This is a genomic window from Kluyvera genomosp. 2 (genome assembly GCF_036759865.1).
Classification (GTDB): domain Bacteria; phylum Pseudomonadota; class Gammaproteobacteria; order Enterobacterales; family Enterobacteriaceae; genus Kluyvera; species Kluyvera ascorbata_B.
Window position 1 is genome coordinate 184,680 of the sequence record NZ_JAPKIA010000007.1, and the last position, 14,867, is coordinate 199,546.

Here is a 14,867-nt window from a genome sequence, read left to right on the forward strand (position 1 = left end):
AAATGCTACCTTAGTCTGGTATTTTCATTGTTAATGATAATCGGCATAATCAGACAGAACTTAAATCGTCAGGTAAGCATTTTCTAAAAGTGCGAGGCTTTGATGGTTAAGCCAGGTTAACTTTTGAGCGCGTCAAGAATAGCCGCTTCCATTTTCTCCGGGGTAGTAAATGGCGCAAAACGTTTGAATGGTTTACCGTCACGGCCGATCAGAAACTTGGTGAAGTTCCACTTTATTCGCCCACCCAGCACGCCGGGCAGTTCGCGCTTCAGGTAACGAAACAGCGGGTGCGCGCCAGCACCATTAACCTCGACTTTCTCGAACATCGGGAAACTCACCCCATAGTTGATGTGGCAGGTACGGGAAATGTCGTCGCTGCCGCCGGGCTCCTGTTTACCGAACTGGTTACAGGGGAAACCCAGTATCACCAGCCCCCGACCGGCATATTTCTGGTAGAGCACTTCAAGACCCGCGTATTGCGGCGTGAAGCCACAATGGCTGGCGGTATTGACCACCAGAACCAGCTTGCCTGCGAAATCAGCCATGGCGACGGGCTGGCCATTCAGCGCGGTGGCGGAAAGTTGATAAAAGGTGGGCATAGTGAAATCCTCAGCGGTGAGATGGGGTTAAGATGACGCCTGTTTTTCCATATGGCTCAGCAGAAAATCAATCAACGCCTTCACTCTTTTCGTTTTCCCGGCGCTTTTCGGGTAATAAAGATAGACCGACGGATAGGTTCGCCAGTAGCGCTCCATGACGGGGATAAATTTCTCCCGGTCGGGCTGTAACTGATAAACCGGTTCAAACAGACGACCAATCCCCAGATTATGCCGAATACCGTCGGCCATCACCTCAATATCGTTGCTGATGAGCTGGCTGGGCATCTCAACGGTCAGCGGTTCGCCGTTGTCGTTCAGAATAAGCGGCAGGATACGATTGTTGGTGATAAAGCGGTAGCCAATTAACCGGTGACGGTTGAGATCGTCCGGCACTTCAGGCACGCCATATTCGGCGAGATAGGCCGCAGAAGCATACAACCCTTCACGGAACGATTTCATTAGCGGACGGGCAACGACGCCGCCGTCGAGAATATCGCCGAAACGAATGCCGAGGTCAAAACGGTCGTCGATAATATTCACGGTACCGTCATAGACCGATATCTCCAGCTGGATACCCGGGTATTGCTGGCAGAAGCCGGCCATTGCGGGTTTCAGAATCAACAGATAGGCGAAGCGTGAAAGCGTAATCCGCACCAGGCCAGAAGGTTCCCGATTCTGGTCGCGCAGGCTTTCCAGCGATTTCTCCAGCGAGTCCACCGCTGCGGTAGTTTGCTCAAGCAGCTGTTGGCCTGCTTCCGTCAGCTCAATACGCCGAGTGGTACGGACAAAAAGAGGGTGGCCGAGATGCTGTTCCAGCAGCTTGAGGGCATGGCTGACCGAGGGCGGCGTAATTTCCAGCTTTCGCGCGGCCGCGGAAATACTGCCTTCGCGAGCAATGCTCTGAAATATGCGTATCTGGTTATAAATCGCATTATTCATGCTGTCATCCTGAGTAAATCCCCGACTTATTCTTAACTATAGGCTAAATATGCTTAAGCCCATCGGCACCTAATCTTCCTGAATACAAGCAATTATACTTCAGCCACTTCCCACTGGTAACTGTGTTCAGGAGACCGTTATGAGAATTTTATGTTTGGATGTTCCCGCCGCCGGCGCCACGCTTGAGCAGTATGCGCCGCATCTGACCGCTGAAGCGCTGCACGCCTGGGGGCTTTATAAAGCCGGGTTTATCCGCGATATCTATTTCCGCCAGGACCGGCCCGGCGTTGCCATTTTTCTGGAATGCGACTCGGTAGATGAGGCGATGGAAACGATGGCTGAGTTCCCGCTGGCAAAGGCAAATCTGCTGTCGTTCGAATGCATCCCGCTGGGTTCATTTGTGAACTGGGAAGACTTGTTTAGTGCGGAATTTAAAGATCAAAAGTAGGCGGGCACGATGGCTCCAGGCGCGACGGGCGGTCTGTTGGTCAGCACCAACGTGCCCCCGCACCTTTGCCAGACCGGGCGGTGATTATTCGTTTTTAGCTAAAAGAGATTAAGTTATTACTCGTCTAAAAATAATAATAGGCCAGGTCTATACTGACTTTACGATACACATACAGCTAACTAACGCATTGAATATGAAAAATATTACCATTATTTCCGGGCATCCTGACCTGAACCATTCCATCGCGAATGCCACTATTATGGGCGAAATCGCCGCGGCGCTGCCTGATGCTGAAATTCGTCGCCTGGACAGCCTGTATCCTGACGGGAAAATCAATATTCTCGCTGAGCAGGAAAGCCTGTTGAAGGCAGATATTATCGTCTGGCAGTTTCCATTTTCCTGGTACGGCCTGCCGGGGCTGATGAAGCGCTGGCTGGATGAGGTTTTTGTACATGGCTTTGCCCATGGTTCAAGGGCAAAACTGGGCGGTAAAAAGCTGCTACTTTCGTTTACCACGGGCGCGCCAGCGTCGCTGTATGACGCGCAGGGGCTCTTCGGCCACGCGGTTGAGGACTATTTAATCCCCTTTGAGACCACGGCAAGGCTGTGTAATCTTGAATTATTAGACCCGGTTTACACCTGCGGAATCAGCTATGCCGACAGGGATGCAGATAAAATTGCGCAGCAAAAAACGCAGGCCAGAGAACATGCCGCCAGGCTGGTGGCTGTTTTGCAGGGGCTCTCGGCGAAGGGGCAGACATCCCGCAGCCAACCGGCAGCGTAGGGCGATCGGGCATTTTTTGCCAGCCGCTGACGGCCGACTTTACCGTGTGACGTTGACAAAGGGGTCAATATGCAGAATATCGCGATCAATCTTTATGAACTTATCGTTAAAGCCAATCAGAGCGCTCGCTATGATGAGATCGCGGAGCAAACCATTTCAGCCTCTATCAGTAGCGAAGTTGGCACGCTGGCAATGTATGCCCTGAAACACAAGGATGATCTGCGACGAGCTTATATGGTCGAACTCTATAATGACGATGACGCTTATTACCAGCATCTGAATGGCGCAGCTTATAAGACATTCGCCGCCAATGCCGCGGAGATTATCGAGCAGAAACAGAAAATCACGCTGGTACCTCAATTTGTCGGTGATAAGCACGTTATTCAGGATGAACGAACCATCAATAATCTGGTGATTGTGGAGGTGAAGCCGGAATTCCAGATCGCATTCAAAAATAGCGTGTTGCCGGAAATGGCGACTTCGCTCGACGTGGAGCACGGCGTGCTTGCCATGTATGCCGCAACGGACGTCACGAATGCCTGTCGCTGGTATTTTTATGAGGTTTATGCGAGCGAAGAAGATTATCAGCAGCACCGGCAAATGCCGCACTTCCGCGATTATATTACGCAGACCGCGGCAATAACGACCCGCAAACAGGCCATTCCGGTTAACCCTGTATTTCTGCGTAATAAAGGCGGAATGAAATCAACAATGGCATGCCGCCCTGGCTAATGACGCACGATGGCCTGTTCGGTCCATCCATCAATAGCAGGGCAGCAGCGCTTTTACGATGACAGGGGGAATTTTCGATATTTAACCGCGTCATCGATATAGGGCTGAGGTTTACTGAACAGATAACCCTGGGCGAAATCACAGCCCAGCGCCTGCAGGCTTTCCAGCTGTTCCAGCGTTTCCACCCCTTCTGCAACCGCCTTCATGTTGAGCGATTTAGCCATGCCGGTGATGAGCTTGATAATATTCAGGGCGTCTTCCTGGGTGGATATCGAGTGCACAAAAGATTTGTCTATTTTGATTTTGTCGAAGGACAGCCTGCTCAGTCGTGACAAAGAAGAGTAGCCGGTGCCAAAGTCATCGATGGCGATGGTTACGCCCAGGGATCTGAGCTTGTTGAGCGTATTCATCGGCGTATTGCTCTCGGTAAACAGCGCGGTTTCCGTGACCTCTAGCTCAAGGCGGTCCGCCGGTAGCCCGGTTTCTTTCAAAATAGACAGCACGATGCCGGCAAAGCCTTTGCTGCTGAGCTGCACCGGAGAGACGTTGACGGATATTTTGGCCGGAATCGCCCACGAAGCTGCCTCCCGGCAGGCCATCTCCAGCACCGATCTTCCCATTTCGTTGATCATGCCGGTTTTTTCCGCAACGGGAATAAAACTGTCCGGTGACATCAGCCCTTTTGACGGATGCACCCAGCGAATCAGGGCTTCATAGCTGTAAATCTCGCGACTGAATGAATCCACAATGGGTTGATAATAAACCACAAATTCTTTATTCACGAGCGCAAGCGCCATATCATGCTCAAGGGTCCGGCGTTCCTGCAGCTTGTCCAACATGCGCTGACGGAAGACTTTAATCTTGCCTGCGCCTTCATTTTTGGCTTCATAAAGGGCCAAATCGGCGAACTTGTACAGATAGTCCGGGCGACGTTCCGTTTCTGAGATAACAATCCCGACGCAGGTGGTGATATTGATAATCGAGTTATAGATGGTGTAGGGCTGGTTGACGGATTCACTGATTTTTTGCGCCAGCAACACGGCACGATTTTCGGTCAGACCGCTCGAGAGAAACGCAAATTCGTCGCCACCTAAGCGATACAGCGCGTCGGAGGTAAAGTTTATCGCGCTCAGCCGATGGGAGATCTGGCGTAATAAGATGTCACCGACATCATGACCATAGGTGTCATTAACTTCCTTGAAGCAGTCCAGATCGAACAACATCACGGTGACCGAGGTGTTGTTTTCTTTGGCGATGTCGATAGTCCTATTCAAATTTCCCCAGAAGAAATGACGGTTATTCATCTGAGTCAGAGAGTCATGGAATACGTCATATTCCAGTTTCGCATTCTGGATTTGCAGCTTTTCTTTCGATTTTTGCAACTCTTCAGCCAGGCTTTTCACCTGAAGGTGCGCCTTCAGGATGTTCCTGTTCTGATAAAATATCAGAACGCCCAGTATCGCACTCAGTATTATCAGCAGGACCGATGTCGCTGAGTAAATATAATACAGCGTTTGAATTTTGAGGTTGGCGTTATTAATTGAGTTAACATCTTTATTCAAGGCACCGGACGACAGGCGGCCCAGTGGGGTATCAAGCGCATGCATTTTTTTCAGGTATGCCTGGAGCTCCGGGCGGTCCATCTTCTCAAGATTCGCGTCCAGATAGTCAAGAATCTCCTCCAGCTTCACCGCCAGTAAATGATGCGGTTTATTGCTATCAATGTAGTGCCCCAGGTCGCCTTCTTTCAGTAAAGCACTCTGGCTGAGCATTATATCGAGGCGTAGACGCACCGCATCGAGGGGCATGGTGTCATCGATGGTGTACAGGCCTAACGACGATTCGAAGCGGTAATATTCTGACACCAGCTGTGCAGCAGACCATGAATCGGTGTAGTGGGTCAGCTTTTGTAACTCTTGTTGCCTTTCATGCACAAGGAAAGAAATATATCCCGTAGAAATAAAAAGAGAAAAAATGATGGCCGCCAGTATTCTGTTCATAATGCGCTTCTGAACCCTTACTCAATATTCATTCTGCTGACTTGCCATGCGGATCTGGAATAATAAATCTGATTATTCAGTTCCGGCAGACTGTCATAGGGATACACAATGAATAACGGCCCCTTGTCACGGATGCGCATATACTCGCCGTTGATTTTTAAAGCGAGGATCACGTTGTACTTCTTGAAATCGCTGAGCGGGATAACGGTGGTGTAGTCATTAAGCGCGGTGACCTTAACAACGGAACCTTTCGCGCCGACATAATCCATTAATTTCTGTACGGGAATACCCGTAAAGGTCGTGCGCCCATTATACCAGGGAGAGGTTGTCTGGAAACTGACCATGCCCAGTTTCTCCAGACCCGCGATATCCAGAGCCGCTTTACCGCTACCATTTGTATTTTCGATATTGCCGGACAGTGTTAGCAGGACTTTCCCTGTAGGTTTGGGAAGTTCGCCCGCCCAGACCTGCGCGCAGACCACAATGCTTAACAACATGACAATGAATCGCATACTAACCTTACCTATCTATCAGATGTGAAAGAATTATAATTTAGTTAGCATTCTATTTACATATGCTGTCTGGCTATTATGAGTTTAATATTTCTGTTTTATTTTTAACCTCATTTAAATCAGTGAGTTAGTTGTATCCCTCTGGGCCTGTGCGTTGAAAACGATCGCGTCCATTATTTGAGTTGAGCTAAATTTTATTGTAGCTGAACAAAAAAAAGTCGCCCATTTGTGGGTGAAAAAAACGCATATAAATAAAGGGGATTATCTGATTGCGCAGCACGGTATTGCCGCTATCCTGCGGCAGGCTTTACTGAATAAATCGTACTTTGGCTTAATGGCAGGATAAGATTTTACATCAACCTGATAACACAGGCATTCTCATGGTATCGCAATGCGCTGAATCACCAACGCGCAGTGGCAGCGTTGAAGCGGAGGCGCAAAATTGACGCACTCCGCAGGATGGCGGTTTTTTATTCTGGGATTAACGGCTTAAAACCAGCCGGAGACCCAGCTGCCAACGCTTGAGAAGAACGTGTTGATGCTTTTCCATGCGGTGTTTAGCCACGCTACGACGGATTTCACGATGCCCGCCACAAAGTCGACAATTTTACTCACCAGCTCATGGAATAACTGGCTAACCGTGTCCATGAGACCGGCAATTAAACCCTGCAACTTCGGATGCTCTTTGCCGATACTGATCGCTTCGTCATAAATCTTATCAATCGTTTTACTGGCGTTCTGTTTAGCATCTTCCCTTTGCTTGTTCATTTTACTGATAAAATCATCGACAGCAGACGATGTCGCTCCGTGGTCCTTGAGGACGCCGGTGGCGTCAGTAATGCCATTTTGGATTGCGGTAGCGGTTGCCGTGGCGCCTGCCTTGGCGGTGATTTTAAGCTGTGCCAGTACTTCTTCGCCAGATACGGCAACGTCATCCGTTACTGCGGCAAACAAAATATCGTCGTGCACTTCCTCTACCGGTCGGAACCGGGTGACGCTTTTCTTGCCTAAATTCTTCTTATAGTGATCGCGCATATCATTCAGGACCAGAGCAAAATCAGACATAATAACTCTCCTTCGATAATGGCTTAGTCACACGGGCTGTGTGCAATTTATTTATCGGCGATTGCTTTTAATATTTTAGATTGACAGGGAATTATTTTTTATTGATATATTATGCATGATGTTGATATGCGTTTAATTGAATTTATTTAAACGTTTCGGACTGGTTTTAATATATCATGTGTCATATTTTGTATTGCGTATAATATCAGCGTTAAATACATTTTCTTGATATTCTCGCATTTAAATTGAAATTATTCGCCCATACGGGGCGAAGATGCGTCTGACGTCAGCGCCTGCGGTGACATTTCAGCAGCGCTATGGGGCATTTGATGGCTGGGATGTTTTGACCAATACTGATGAGATTGTGCGTCGCTGTGTCGATAAACAGATAGCCAATCTGCGATCGCGGCGGGAATGACCACAAAAAGCGCCGCCAGGCAATCTGGCGGCGCGTTATCACAAATTACTTCTTCTTCTCGCCTAAGGTCGGCGTCTCGTCAAAGAAGTTCCACGGCTTCAGCAGCGCATGAGCCCACTCGGTCGGCATAATCGGCCACTCTTCGGCGCGCGCCACGTGGGTAGTGCCGGTGGTGATCCAGACCACGTCGTCCTGGTTGCTCAAGGATTCGTCATCTTTCGCATATTGCCCCAGCCCGGTGTCGTGTACGGAACGGTTCGGGTACTTGCCTTCCGGATAGCGTTCATCCTGATGATAGCGGGTCACCCACAGCTGCTTATCCATAAAGCTCAGACGATGGTAAATCCACTCATCAGGGGCAAACTTGGCGCCGGTCGCTGCCGGGTGAGTGCCGCCCGCGTAAGGGATAATCTGATACGAAATCGGATTCCCCATCCGGTTCTCTTTGGTGGTGTTGCTCAGCAGACGAATGGTGCCCGGGTCGAATTTCTGCGCCGCTTTTTGCTCAGACTCGATGGTGTACTGATTCACCTGCATCGTGCTGGTACGCGGGCCGCCGCTGGTGTTCGGCTTCACTTCCGGGTCCATCGCCACCAGGCTGTTGTTTTCACCGTCCACGTCGAGATCGAGGCGGAAGTTGTAAATATGCTGGTGAGTGGTGCCGACGATATTATGGTCGATCAGCGTCCCGTAACGGGTGTCATCTTTGGCGCTTGGGTCGTGCATGGTTTTCGCCTTCACGCCTTTTACCGCTTCAATACCGGTTGCGCCAGCATCGATGCCGATGGTGCCGTTTTCGTGGAATACCCAGTCGAAGATGTAGTCGTAGTTACCTACGGTACTGATCCAACGCACTACCAGCTCACGGCGTTCGGTGCTGACGTTCGGCTGGCCCATCTCCTGGTGCTTATACTCTGGCCCGGCATAGCGTTCGAAAATCGCCACCGCACGAGGGATCGTCGTTGGCGTGCCGGTGTAATCAGCAATGGTTTCATCCAGCAGGACGGCGTTGTTTGGCGCGTCTTTGCCGCGAGCGATAGGCGAGGTCAGGGTGCCCATGCCGTAATCGCCGGAATCCAGGTAGGCTTTGAAGTACCAGCCAACGTCCGGGTCACCGTATGGGACAATCATCCCGCCGAGCGACCCTTCGTACATCACCTGGCGTTTTTTGCCGTTGTCGTTATAGGTCACGGTGGAGAGAATCGGGCCGACGCGGGAATTCAACCGCAGGTGGAAGTCCCAGTTCTGCCAGTGGACCATATCGCCGGTGATGGTGTAGTTTTTGCCTTCCGGCTCGATAATTTCCAGCGGTTTCACCGTTTTTGCCACCCGATCGCGGCCATCAAACGGGCGAGATTCCATCGGCACCGGGATCACCGGGCCTTCTTCAATCTTGATGATTTTCTTCTGCTCAAGGTCAACCACCGCCACCAGGTTTTCAATCGGGTGCGCCCAGTAGTTGCCGTCGCCGGTATCGAGATAGCTCACCACTTTCAGCAGTCGCGCGTCCTGCTTAAGGCCGTCTTTCCCGTCGAAATAACCGACGGTCAGCGGCGTGGTGATGACTTTGGTGGTGTCTTTAATACCGTGTTTTTTCAGTACGTCAGCAAACTCGGTGCTGGCGTTTATGATGTTCTGCACGCTGACGAAATCGTCAATCAGCACCATCCCGTGGGCATCTTTGATAGGCGTCCAGGAGAGGATCTTTTTATTTTGCAGATCGACCACCGCTTCAATCACGTGCTTACCGTCAAGCATCACCACATCGGCGGTGCGCGGTGCATTTACCGGCGTGCCTTTCAGGGCAAATTCCCATACGGCTTTTTTATCCGGTTCATGCAGAGAAATTTCGGTGAAGCGGGTATTCGGCTGGAATTCCGGCGCGGCTTTGACGATAGTGACCGCTTCGCCAATCTCAGCGGATGACAGCGAGTTCAGCGGGTGTGGGACTTTTTCGACCTGGAAGGTTTGATCGAGGCCAGACTGGAAAACGTCGTTGATAAAGGTCTCTGACACCCAGGCTTTGCCTTTTTTCATCACCACCGGTACCTGCAAGGTCAGCGTTTTCCCGTTGACGATGGCAGTTTTGGCGCCCGGTTTGACCTTCACGAACGCCCCGTCTTTAATCAGGGTATACATCTGCGCATAGTCGTCCCACTGCACGTCGGCGCCAAATTCCTGCAGCGTTTTGTCCATTGGCATCATGTGCGCTTCGCCGCCGTGGGCGAAAGCCGTGGCGGGCCCGACGCAACACAGGGCGATAGCCAGCGCGAGCGCTGTTTTTCGGTTAGATCGAATCAAAGCTTTAGACATTGTGACCTCATCTTATCGTTATGTTGTGCCGTGCCAGGCTTTTCAGTTCCAGTGTCTTAACCTAACAGCCGATGGTCATCCGGTGTTTGCCTGCGCTTGCCAGGTTATTTGTCAGTTTTGCCAGATACAAAAAATGCCTCCGCAGAGGCATAGGTGTTTGTGTTGCCGGATGGCTTTGTCGGCCTGATAAGCGAAGCGCCATCAGGCAATAGGCCAACTTACGCCGGGAAATCCCCGTGCTGACGCGCAACCAGCGTCAGAATGGAATACAGCGCCACCGCCTGCTGGTGCTGGTTGAAAATTTCTACCGCCCATTCGACCACGCCGGTCGCTTTCTCTTCGGCGCTGCGCTGGCGTTTGACCGTTTTACGCTTGCAGGTCAGGCGCACCTGGATGGTATCGCCCGGTTTGACCGGCTCGATAAAGCGCAGGTTTTCCATTCCGTAGTTGGCGATAACCGGGCCAACGCCCGCGTCTACAAACAGACCGGCAGCGGCGGAAATCAGGAAATAGCCGTGCACCACGCGTTCGCCGAAAATAGACTCGGCAGCGGCGATTTTGTCCATATGGGCGTAGAAGTGATCGCCGCTCAGACAGGCAAAATTGACGATATCCGCTTCGGTCAGCGTGCGGCGTGGAGTCAGCAGGCTATCGCCGGGTTGGATCTCTTCGAAATATTTGCGGAACGGGTGAATACGATCTTCCGTGACCTGCGCGCCGCGCACCCACTGCTGGCTAACGGCGGCCAGCATGGTTGGGCTGCCCTGAATGGCGGTACGCTGCATGTAGTGCTTCACCGCGCGCAGGCCGCCAAGCTCTTCGCCGCCTCCCGCACGTCCCGGGCCGCCGTGGACCAGCTGTGGCAGCGGTGAGCCGTGGCCGGTGGACTCAGCGGAAGATTCTTCGTTCAGCACCTGAATACGCCCGTGGGCGCGGGCTGCACCGAGGATAAACTCTCGCGCCAGTTCGCTGCTCGCCGTCACCAACGTGCCGGCCAGGCTACCTTCACCGGCGCGCGCCAGCGTCAGGGCGTGTTCGCTGTTCTGATACGGCATCAGCGTTGCCACCGGGCCAAAGGCTTCAATCGCATGCACGGCGCTGATTTCATCCGGCTGCGGGCAGAACAGCAGCGTAGGGGGGAAGAACGCGCCAGCGGCGTGGAGATCCGCCTTACCGCCAAGCAGCACTTCACATCCGGCTTCCACCAGGCGATTCACGTTGTCCTGCACATCCTGACGTTGCTCTGCGTTGACCAGCGAGCCCATCTTCACGCCTTCCTGCGCCGGATCGCCGACCACCACCTTTTGCAGGCGGGCAATCAGCGCTTCACTGACGGCTTTCACCTGCGCCTGCGGCACGATAATGCGGCGAATGGCGGTACATTTCTGCCCGGCTTTGGTGGTCATTTCGCGCACCACTTCGCGAATAAACAGCGCAAACTCCGGCTGCTCCGGGGTGATATCGTCGCCCAGTACGCAGCAGTTCAGCGAATCCGCTTCCATGGTAAAGGGCACAGATTTCGCCACCAGATTCGGATGTACGCGCAATTGCTGCCCGGTATGCGCAGAGCCGGTAAAGGTCACTACGTCCTGGCTATCCAGATTATCCAGCAGATCGCCCGCGCCGCCGCAGATCAGGCTTATTGCGCCGTCCGGCACCAGCCCGCTGTCGACAATGGCTTTGACCATCGCCTGCGTCAGCTGCGCGGTGGCGGTCGCCGGTTTAACGATCGCGGGCATGCCGGCAAGCCAGGTCGGCGCCAGCTTTTCTAACATCCCCCAGCAGGGGAAGTTAAAGGCGTTGATATGTACCGCAACGCCGGATTTGGAGGTCAGCACGTGGCGCGCGGCAAAGCCGCCCTGTTTGGACAACGGAATCAGCTCATCTTCCGGCCACAGCACATCATCCGGCAGCTCACGCCCGCCGAGGCTGGCATAGGTGAAAAGCGTGCCGATGCCGCCTTCAATATCCACCCAGCTGTCGCCGCGCGTGGCGCCGGTTTCGGTGGAGATGGCATAGAAGTCGGCCTTCAGTTCCATCAGATGCTTTGCTACCGCTTTTAGCATCGCGCTGCGTTCAATAAAGGTCATTGCCTGTAACGCTTTGCCGCCGTGTTCAATGGCAAAGCGGCGCGCCTGCGCCATATCCAGCCCTTCGCTCGTCACTTCCCAAAGCGGCTCGCCGGTAATGGCGTGATGGATGGTGCGGGTGCGGCCCCGGCCGGTCTGCCAGGCGCCGGATAAATAGCTGGCTAACTGCTGCATCGTAAATCTCCAGATATGTTACGTAATCTCGCCATAAATAGTTCTTTTATGAATCACAAAATGCAAGCGTGATTTTAATAATTTATTAACAATGCGATCGCGAACACTTTACCTTTATTGATTATGGTTCTGAATTTGCTGAATAAACTAAAAGGCTTTGCGGTGCGCATCACAAAATCCACAAACAAAATTTGTGGTTTTATTTAACCAGAGTGTAACTTTTACAAAAAAACATGATTCACAAAAAATGAATTGTTTGATTTATCGGAATCATAAAGGTGATGACGTGACAGAAGAACAACGCTTTGACCAGCGCATCGCGCAGGACACCGCCATCGAGGCGCAGGACTGGATGCCGGATGCGTACCGCAAGACGCTGATCCGCCAGATTGGTCAGCATGCGCACTCGGAAATTGTTGGCATGCTGCCGGAAGGTAACTGGATCACCCGTGCGCCAACGCTGCGCCGCAAGGCGATTCTGCTGGCGAAAGTGCAGGATGAGGCTGGCCATGGTTTGTACCTCTACAGTGCTGCAGAAACCCTCGGCTGCGCCCGCGAAGACCTGTATCAGAAAATGCTCGATGGGCAGATGAAGTACTCCTCCATCTTTAACTACCCCACGCTCAGCTGGGCGGATATTGGCGTGATCGGCTGGCTGGTCGACGGCGCAGCCATCGTCAACCAGGTGGCGCTGTGCCGTACCTCTTACGGTCCGTATGCCCGGGCGATGGTCAAAATCTGCAAAGAAGAGAGCTTCCACCAGCGTCAGGGCTTTGAAGCCTGTATGGCGCTGGCGGCGGGCAGCGAAGAACAGCGGCAGATGCTCCAGGATGCGATCAACCGTTTCTGGTGGCCCGCGCTGATGATGTTCGGGCCGAGCGACGACAACTCGCCGAACAGCGCCCGCAGTATGGCGTGGAAAATCAAACTGCATTCCAACGACGAACTGCGCCAGCGCTTTGTGGATAACACCGTTCCGCAGGTTGAAATCCTCGGGATGACCGTGCCGGATGCCGATCTGCGCTACGACGAAGAAACCGGTCACTACCGTTTCGGCGAGATTGACTGGCAGGAATTGAATGAGGTCATCAGCGGCCGTGGTATTTGCAACCACGAACGTCTGGGCGCCAAGCGCAAGGCCTGGGAAGAGGGGGCATGGGTGCGCGAAGCTGCGCTGGCGCATGCCCAAAAACAACAGGCCCGCGATGCGGCGTAAGGAGAGAACCATGAGCAAAACATACTGGCCGTTATACGAAGTGTTTGTCCGCAGCAAGCAGGGTCTGTCGCATCGTCACGTGGGCAGCCTGCATGCCGCCGATGACCAGATGGCGCTGGAGAACGCCCGCGATGCGTACACCCGCCGCAGCGAAGGCTGCTCTATTTGGGTCGTGAAGGCGAGTGAAATTGTTGCCTCGCAGCCGGAGGATCGCGGTGAATTCTTCGATCCGGCAGAAAGCAAAGTCTACCGCCACCCGACGTTCTACACCGTGCCGGACGGCATGGAACATATGTGAGGCAACGATGACGACTCTCAATCCCGTTGCAACCTATGCCCTGCGTCTGGGCGATAACGGCCTGATCCTGGCACAGCGTTTAGGCGCATGGTGCGGCCACGCACCGGAGCTGGAAATCGACCTGGCGCTGGCCAATATCGGTCTCGATCTGTTGGGACAGGCGCGCAATTTTCTCAGCTACGCCGCCGAACTGAACGGTAACGGCGACGAAGACACGCTGGCCTTCGGCCGCGATGAACGCCAGTTCAGCAATCTGCTGCTGGTTGAACAGCCGAACGGCAACTTTGCCGACACCATTGCCCGCCAGTTCTTTATCGACGTCTGGCACGTGGCGCTGTTCAGCCGTCTGGTCTATAGCCGCGACGCGCAGCTCGCCGCCATTGCGGCCAAAGGGTTGAAAGAGGTGCGTTATCACCAGCGCTTCAGCCGCGGCTGGCTGGAACGTCTGGGCAACGGCACCGCGCTCTCGACGCAGCGTATGCAGCAGGCGGTCGATAACCTGTGGCGCTATACCGGTGAACTGTTCGTTGCCGATGCGCTGGAAATTGACCTGAGCGAGCAGGGGATCGCCGTCGATCCGCGCACGCTCCAGGCGGAATGGCAGGCAACGGTCCACACCGCGCTGCTTGATTCCGGCCTGCAAATTCCCCAGGAGGCGGCGTTCCGCAGCGGCGGTAAGCAGGGGCTGCACAGTGAGCATCTCGGTCCGATGCTGGCAGAGATGCAGTATTTACAGCGTTCGTACCCTGGACAGCAGTGGTAACAGGAGGTGGCTATGCAACGTCTTGCCGATATCGCACCCGCCGAAGTGCGCACCGTGTGGGGACTGTTAAGCGCGATCCCCGACCCGGAAGTGCCGGTGCTGACCATTACCGATTTGGGGATGGTACGCCGGGTTGAACGCCTCGGCGACGGCTGGGTGATTGGCTTTACGCCAACCTACTCGGGCTGCCCGGCTACCGAGCACCTGTTGGGTGAGATTCGTACGGTGATGACCACGCATGGCTACACGCCGGTACATATTGTGCTACAGCTCGATCCGCCATGGACCACCGACTGGATGAGCCCGGATGCCCGCGAACGCCTGCGCCAGTACGGTATCAGCCCGCCGCAGGCCCATGCCTGCCACGCCGGCGAGATGCCGAAAGACGTGGTTTGCCCGCGCTGCGGCAGCACCCACAGCTCGCTGATTAGTGAATTCGGTTCCACGGCCTGTAAAGCGCTGTATCGCTGCGACAGCTGCCGTGAACCCTTTGATTACTTTAAATGTATTTGAGGC

The 14,867-nt window shown here is 53.4% G+C and carries 14 protein-coding genes; 7 read left to right on the forward strand and 7 right to left on the reverse strand.

Going from position 1 to position 14,867, the window contains the following annotated elements; translation table 11 throughout:
- Positions 1–116: 116 nt before the first annotated feature.
- Together V6942_RS09675 and V6942_RS09680 are read right to left on the reverse strand one after the other, a co-directional pair.
- A complete protein-coding gene (locus V6942_RS09675) occupies positions 117–599 on the reverse strand; it encodes a glutathione peroxidase (RefSeq protein ID WP_333501171.1) in 483 nt (160 codons plus the stop codon).
- Positions 600–626: 27 nt separating this feature from the next.
- The gene (locus tag V6942_RS09680; protein ID WP_106926935.1) at positions 627–1,538 is read right to left on the reverse strand and encodes a LysR family transcriptional regulator; all 912 of its coding nucleotides are present in this window, start codon (positions 1,536–1,538) and stop codon (positions 627–629) included.
- Positions 1,539–1,677: 139 nt separating this feature from the next.
- Between V6942_RS09680 and V6942_RS09685 the strand changes: the two genes are divergently transcribed.
- The 3 genes from V6942_RS09685 (at position 1,678) to V6942_RS09695 (ending at position 3,502) form a co-directional block, all read left to right on the forward strand.
- Positions 1,678–1,986, forward strand: coding sequence for a superoxide dismutase (locus tag V6942_RS09685; RefSeq protein ID WP_333501172.1), 309 nt, complete (start codon positions 1,678–1,680; stop codon positions 1,984–1,986).
- 193 nt (positions 1,987–2,179) lie between these two features.
- The gene (locus V6942_RS09690; RefSeq protein ID WP_333501173.1) at positions 2,180–2,770 is read left to right on the forward strand and encodes an NAD(P)H-dependent oxidoreductase; all 591 of its coding nucleotides are present in this window, start codon (positions 2,180–2,182) and stop codon (positions 2,768–2,770) included.
- Between the two features lie 69 nt (positions 2,771–2,839).
- A complete protein-coding gene (locus V6942_RS09695) occupies positions 2,840–3,502 on the forward strand; it encodes a putative quinol monooxygenase (RefSeq protein ID WP_333501174.1) in 663 nt (220 codons plus the stop codon).
- 53 nt (positions 3,503–3,555) lie between these two features.
- On the opposite strand, the gene V6942_RS09700 is transcribed toward V6942_RS09695, so the two are convergent.
- From V6942_RS09700 to paaZ, 5 genes are all read right to left on the reverse strand, one after another.
- Positions 3,556–5,502: a putative bifunctional diguanylate cyclase/phosphodiesterase gene (locus V6942_RS09700; protein WP_333501175.1), complete on the reverse strand. Its 1,947-nt coding sequence runs from the start codon at positions 5,500–5,502 to the stop codon at positions 3,556–3,558.
- Positions 5,503–5,519: 17 nt separating this feature from the next.
- Complete coding sequence (locus tag V6942_RS09705) at positions 5,520–6,014, reverse strand: molybdopterin-dependent oxidoreductase (protein WP_106926944.1); 495 nt, start codon at positions 6,012–6,014, stop codon at positions 5,520–5,522.
- Positions 6,015–6,503: 489 nt separating this feature from the next.
- A complete protein-coding gene (locus tag V6942_RS09710; protein ID WP_182967773.1) occupies positions 6,504–7,079 on the reverse strand; it encodes a hypothetical protein in 576 nt (191 codons plus the stop codon).
- Between the two features lie 463 nt (positions 7,080–7,542).
- Positions 7,543–9,810: a primary-amine oxidase gene (gene tynA / locus V6942_RS09715; protein WP_333501176.1), complete on the reverse strand. Its 2,268-nt coding sequence runs from the start codon at positions 9,808–9,810 to the stop codon at positions 7,543–7,545.
- A 218-nt stretch (positions 9,811–10,028) separates the two neighbouring features.
- Entirely contained in the window at positions 10,029–12,074 is a 2,046-nt protein-coding gene (gene paaZ / locus V6942_RS09720; protein WP_182930552.1) for a phenylacetic acid degradation bifunctional protein PaaZ, read from the reverse strand.
- 286 nt (positions 12,075–12,360) lie between these two features.
- Here paaZ and paaA point away from each other — a divergent pair, with 286 nt between their 5' ends.
- The 4 genes from paaA to paaD are packed head-to-tail and all read left to right on the forward strand — an operon-like array spanning position 12,361 to position 14,864.
- Complete coding sequence (paaA, locus tag V6942_RS09725; protein ID WP_236645166.1) at positions 12,361–13,290, forward strand: 1,2-phenylacetyl-CoA epoxidase subunit PaaA; 930 nt, start codon at positions 12,361–12,363, stop codon at positions 13,288–13,290.
- A gap of 10 nt (positions 13,291–13,300) precedes the next feature.
- Positions 13,301–13,588 carry a 1,2-phenylacetyl-CoA epoxidase subunit PaaB gene (gene paaB / locus V6942_RS09730; protein ID WP_003030843.1) on the forward strand — a complete coding sequence of 96 codons (288 nt, stop codon included), beginning with the start codon at positions 13,301–13,303 and terminating at the stop codon, positions 13,586–13,588.
- A 7-nt stretch (positions 13,589–13,595) separates the two neighbouring features.
- Positions 13,596–14,351, forward strand: a complete 756-nt coding sequence (paaC, locus tag V6942_RS09735; RefSeq protein WP_049016306.1) for a 1,2-phenylacetyl-CoA epoxidase subunit PaaC — start codon at positions 13,596–13,598, stop codon at positions 14,349–14,351.
- A gap of 12 nt (positions 14,352–14,363) precedes the next feature.
- On the forward strand, positions 14,364–14,864 hold the full coding sequence (gene paaD, locus V6942_RS09740) for a 1,2-phenylacetyl-CoA epoxidase subunit PaaD (protein ID WP_071696741.1): 501 nt from the start codon (positions 14,364–14,366) through the stop codon (positions 14,862–14,864).
- Positions 14,865–14,867 lie beyond the last annotated feature (3 nt).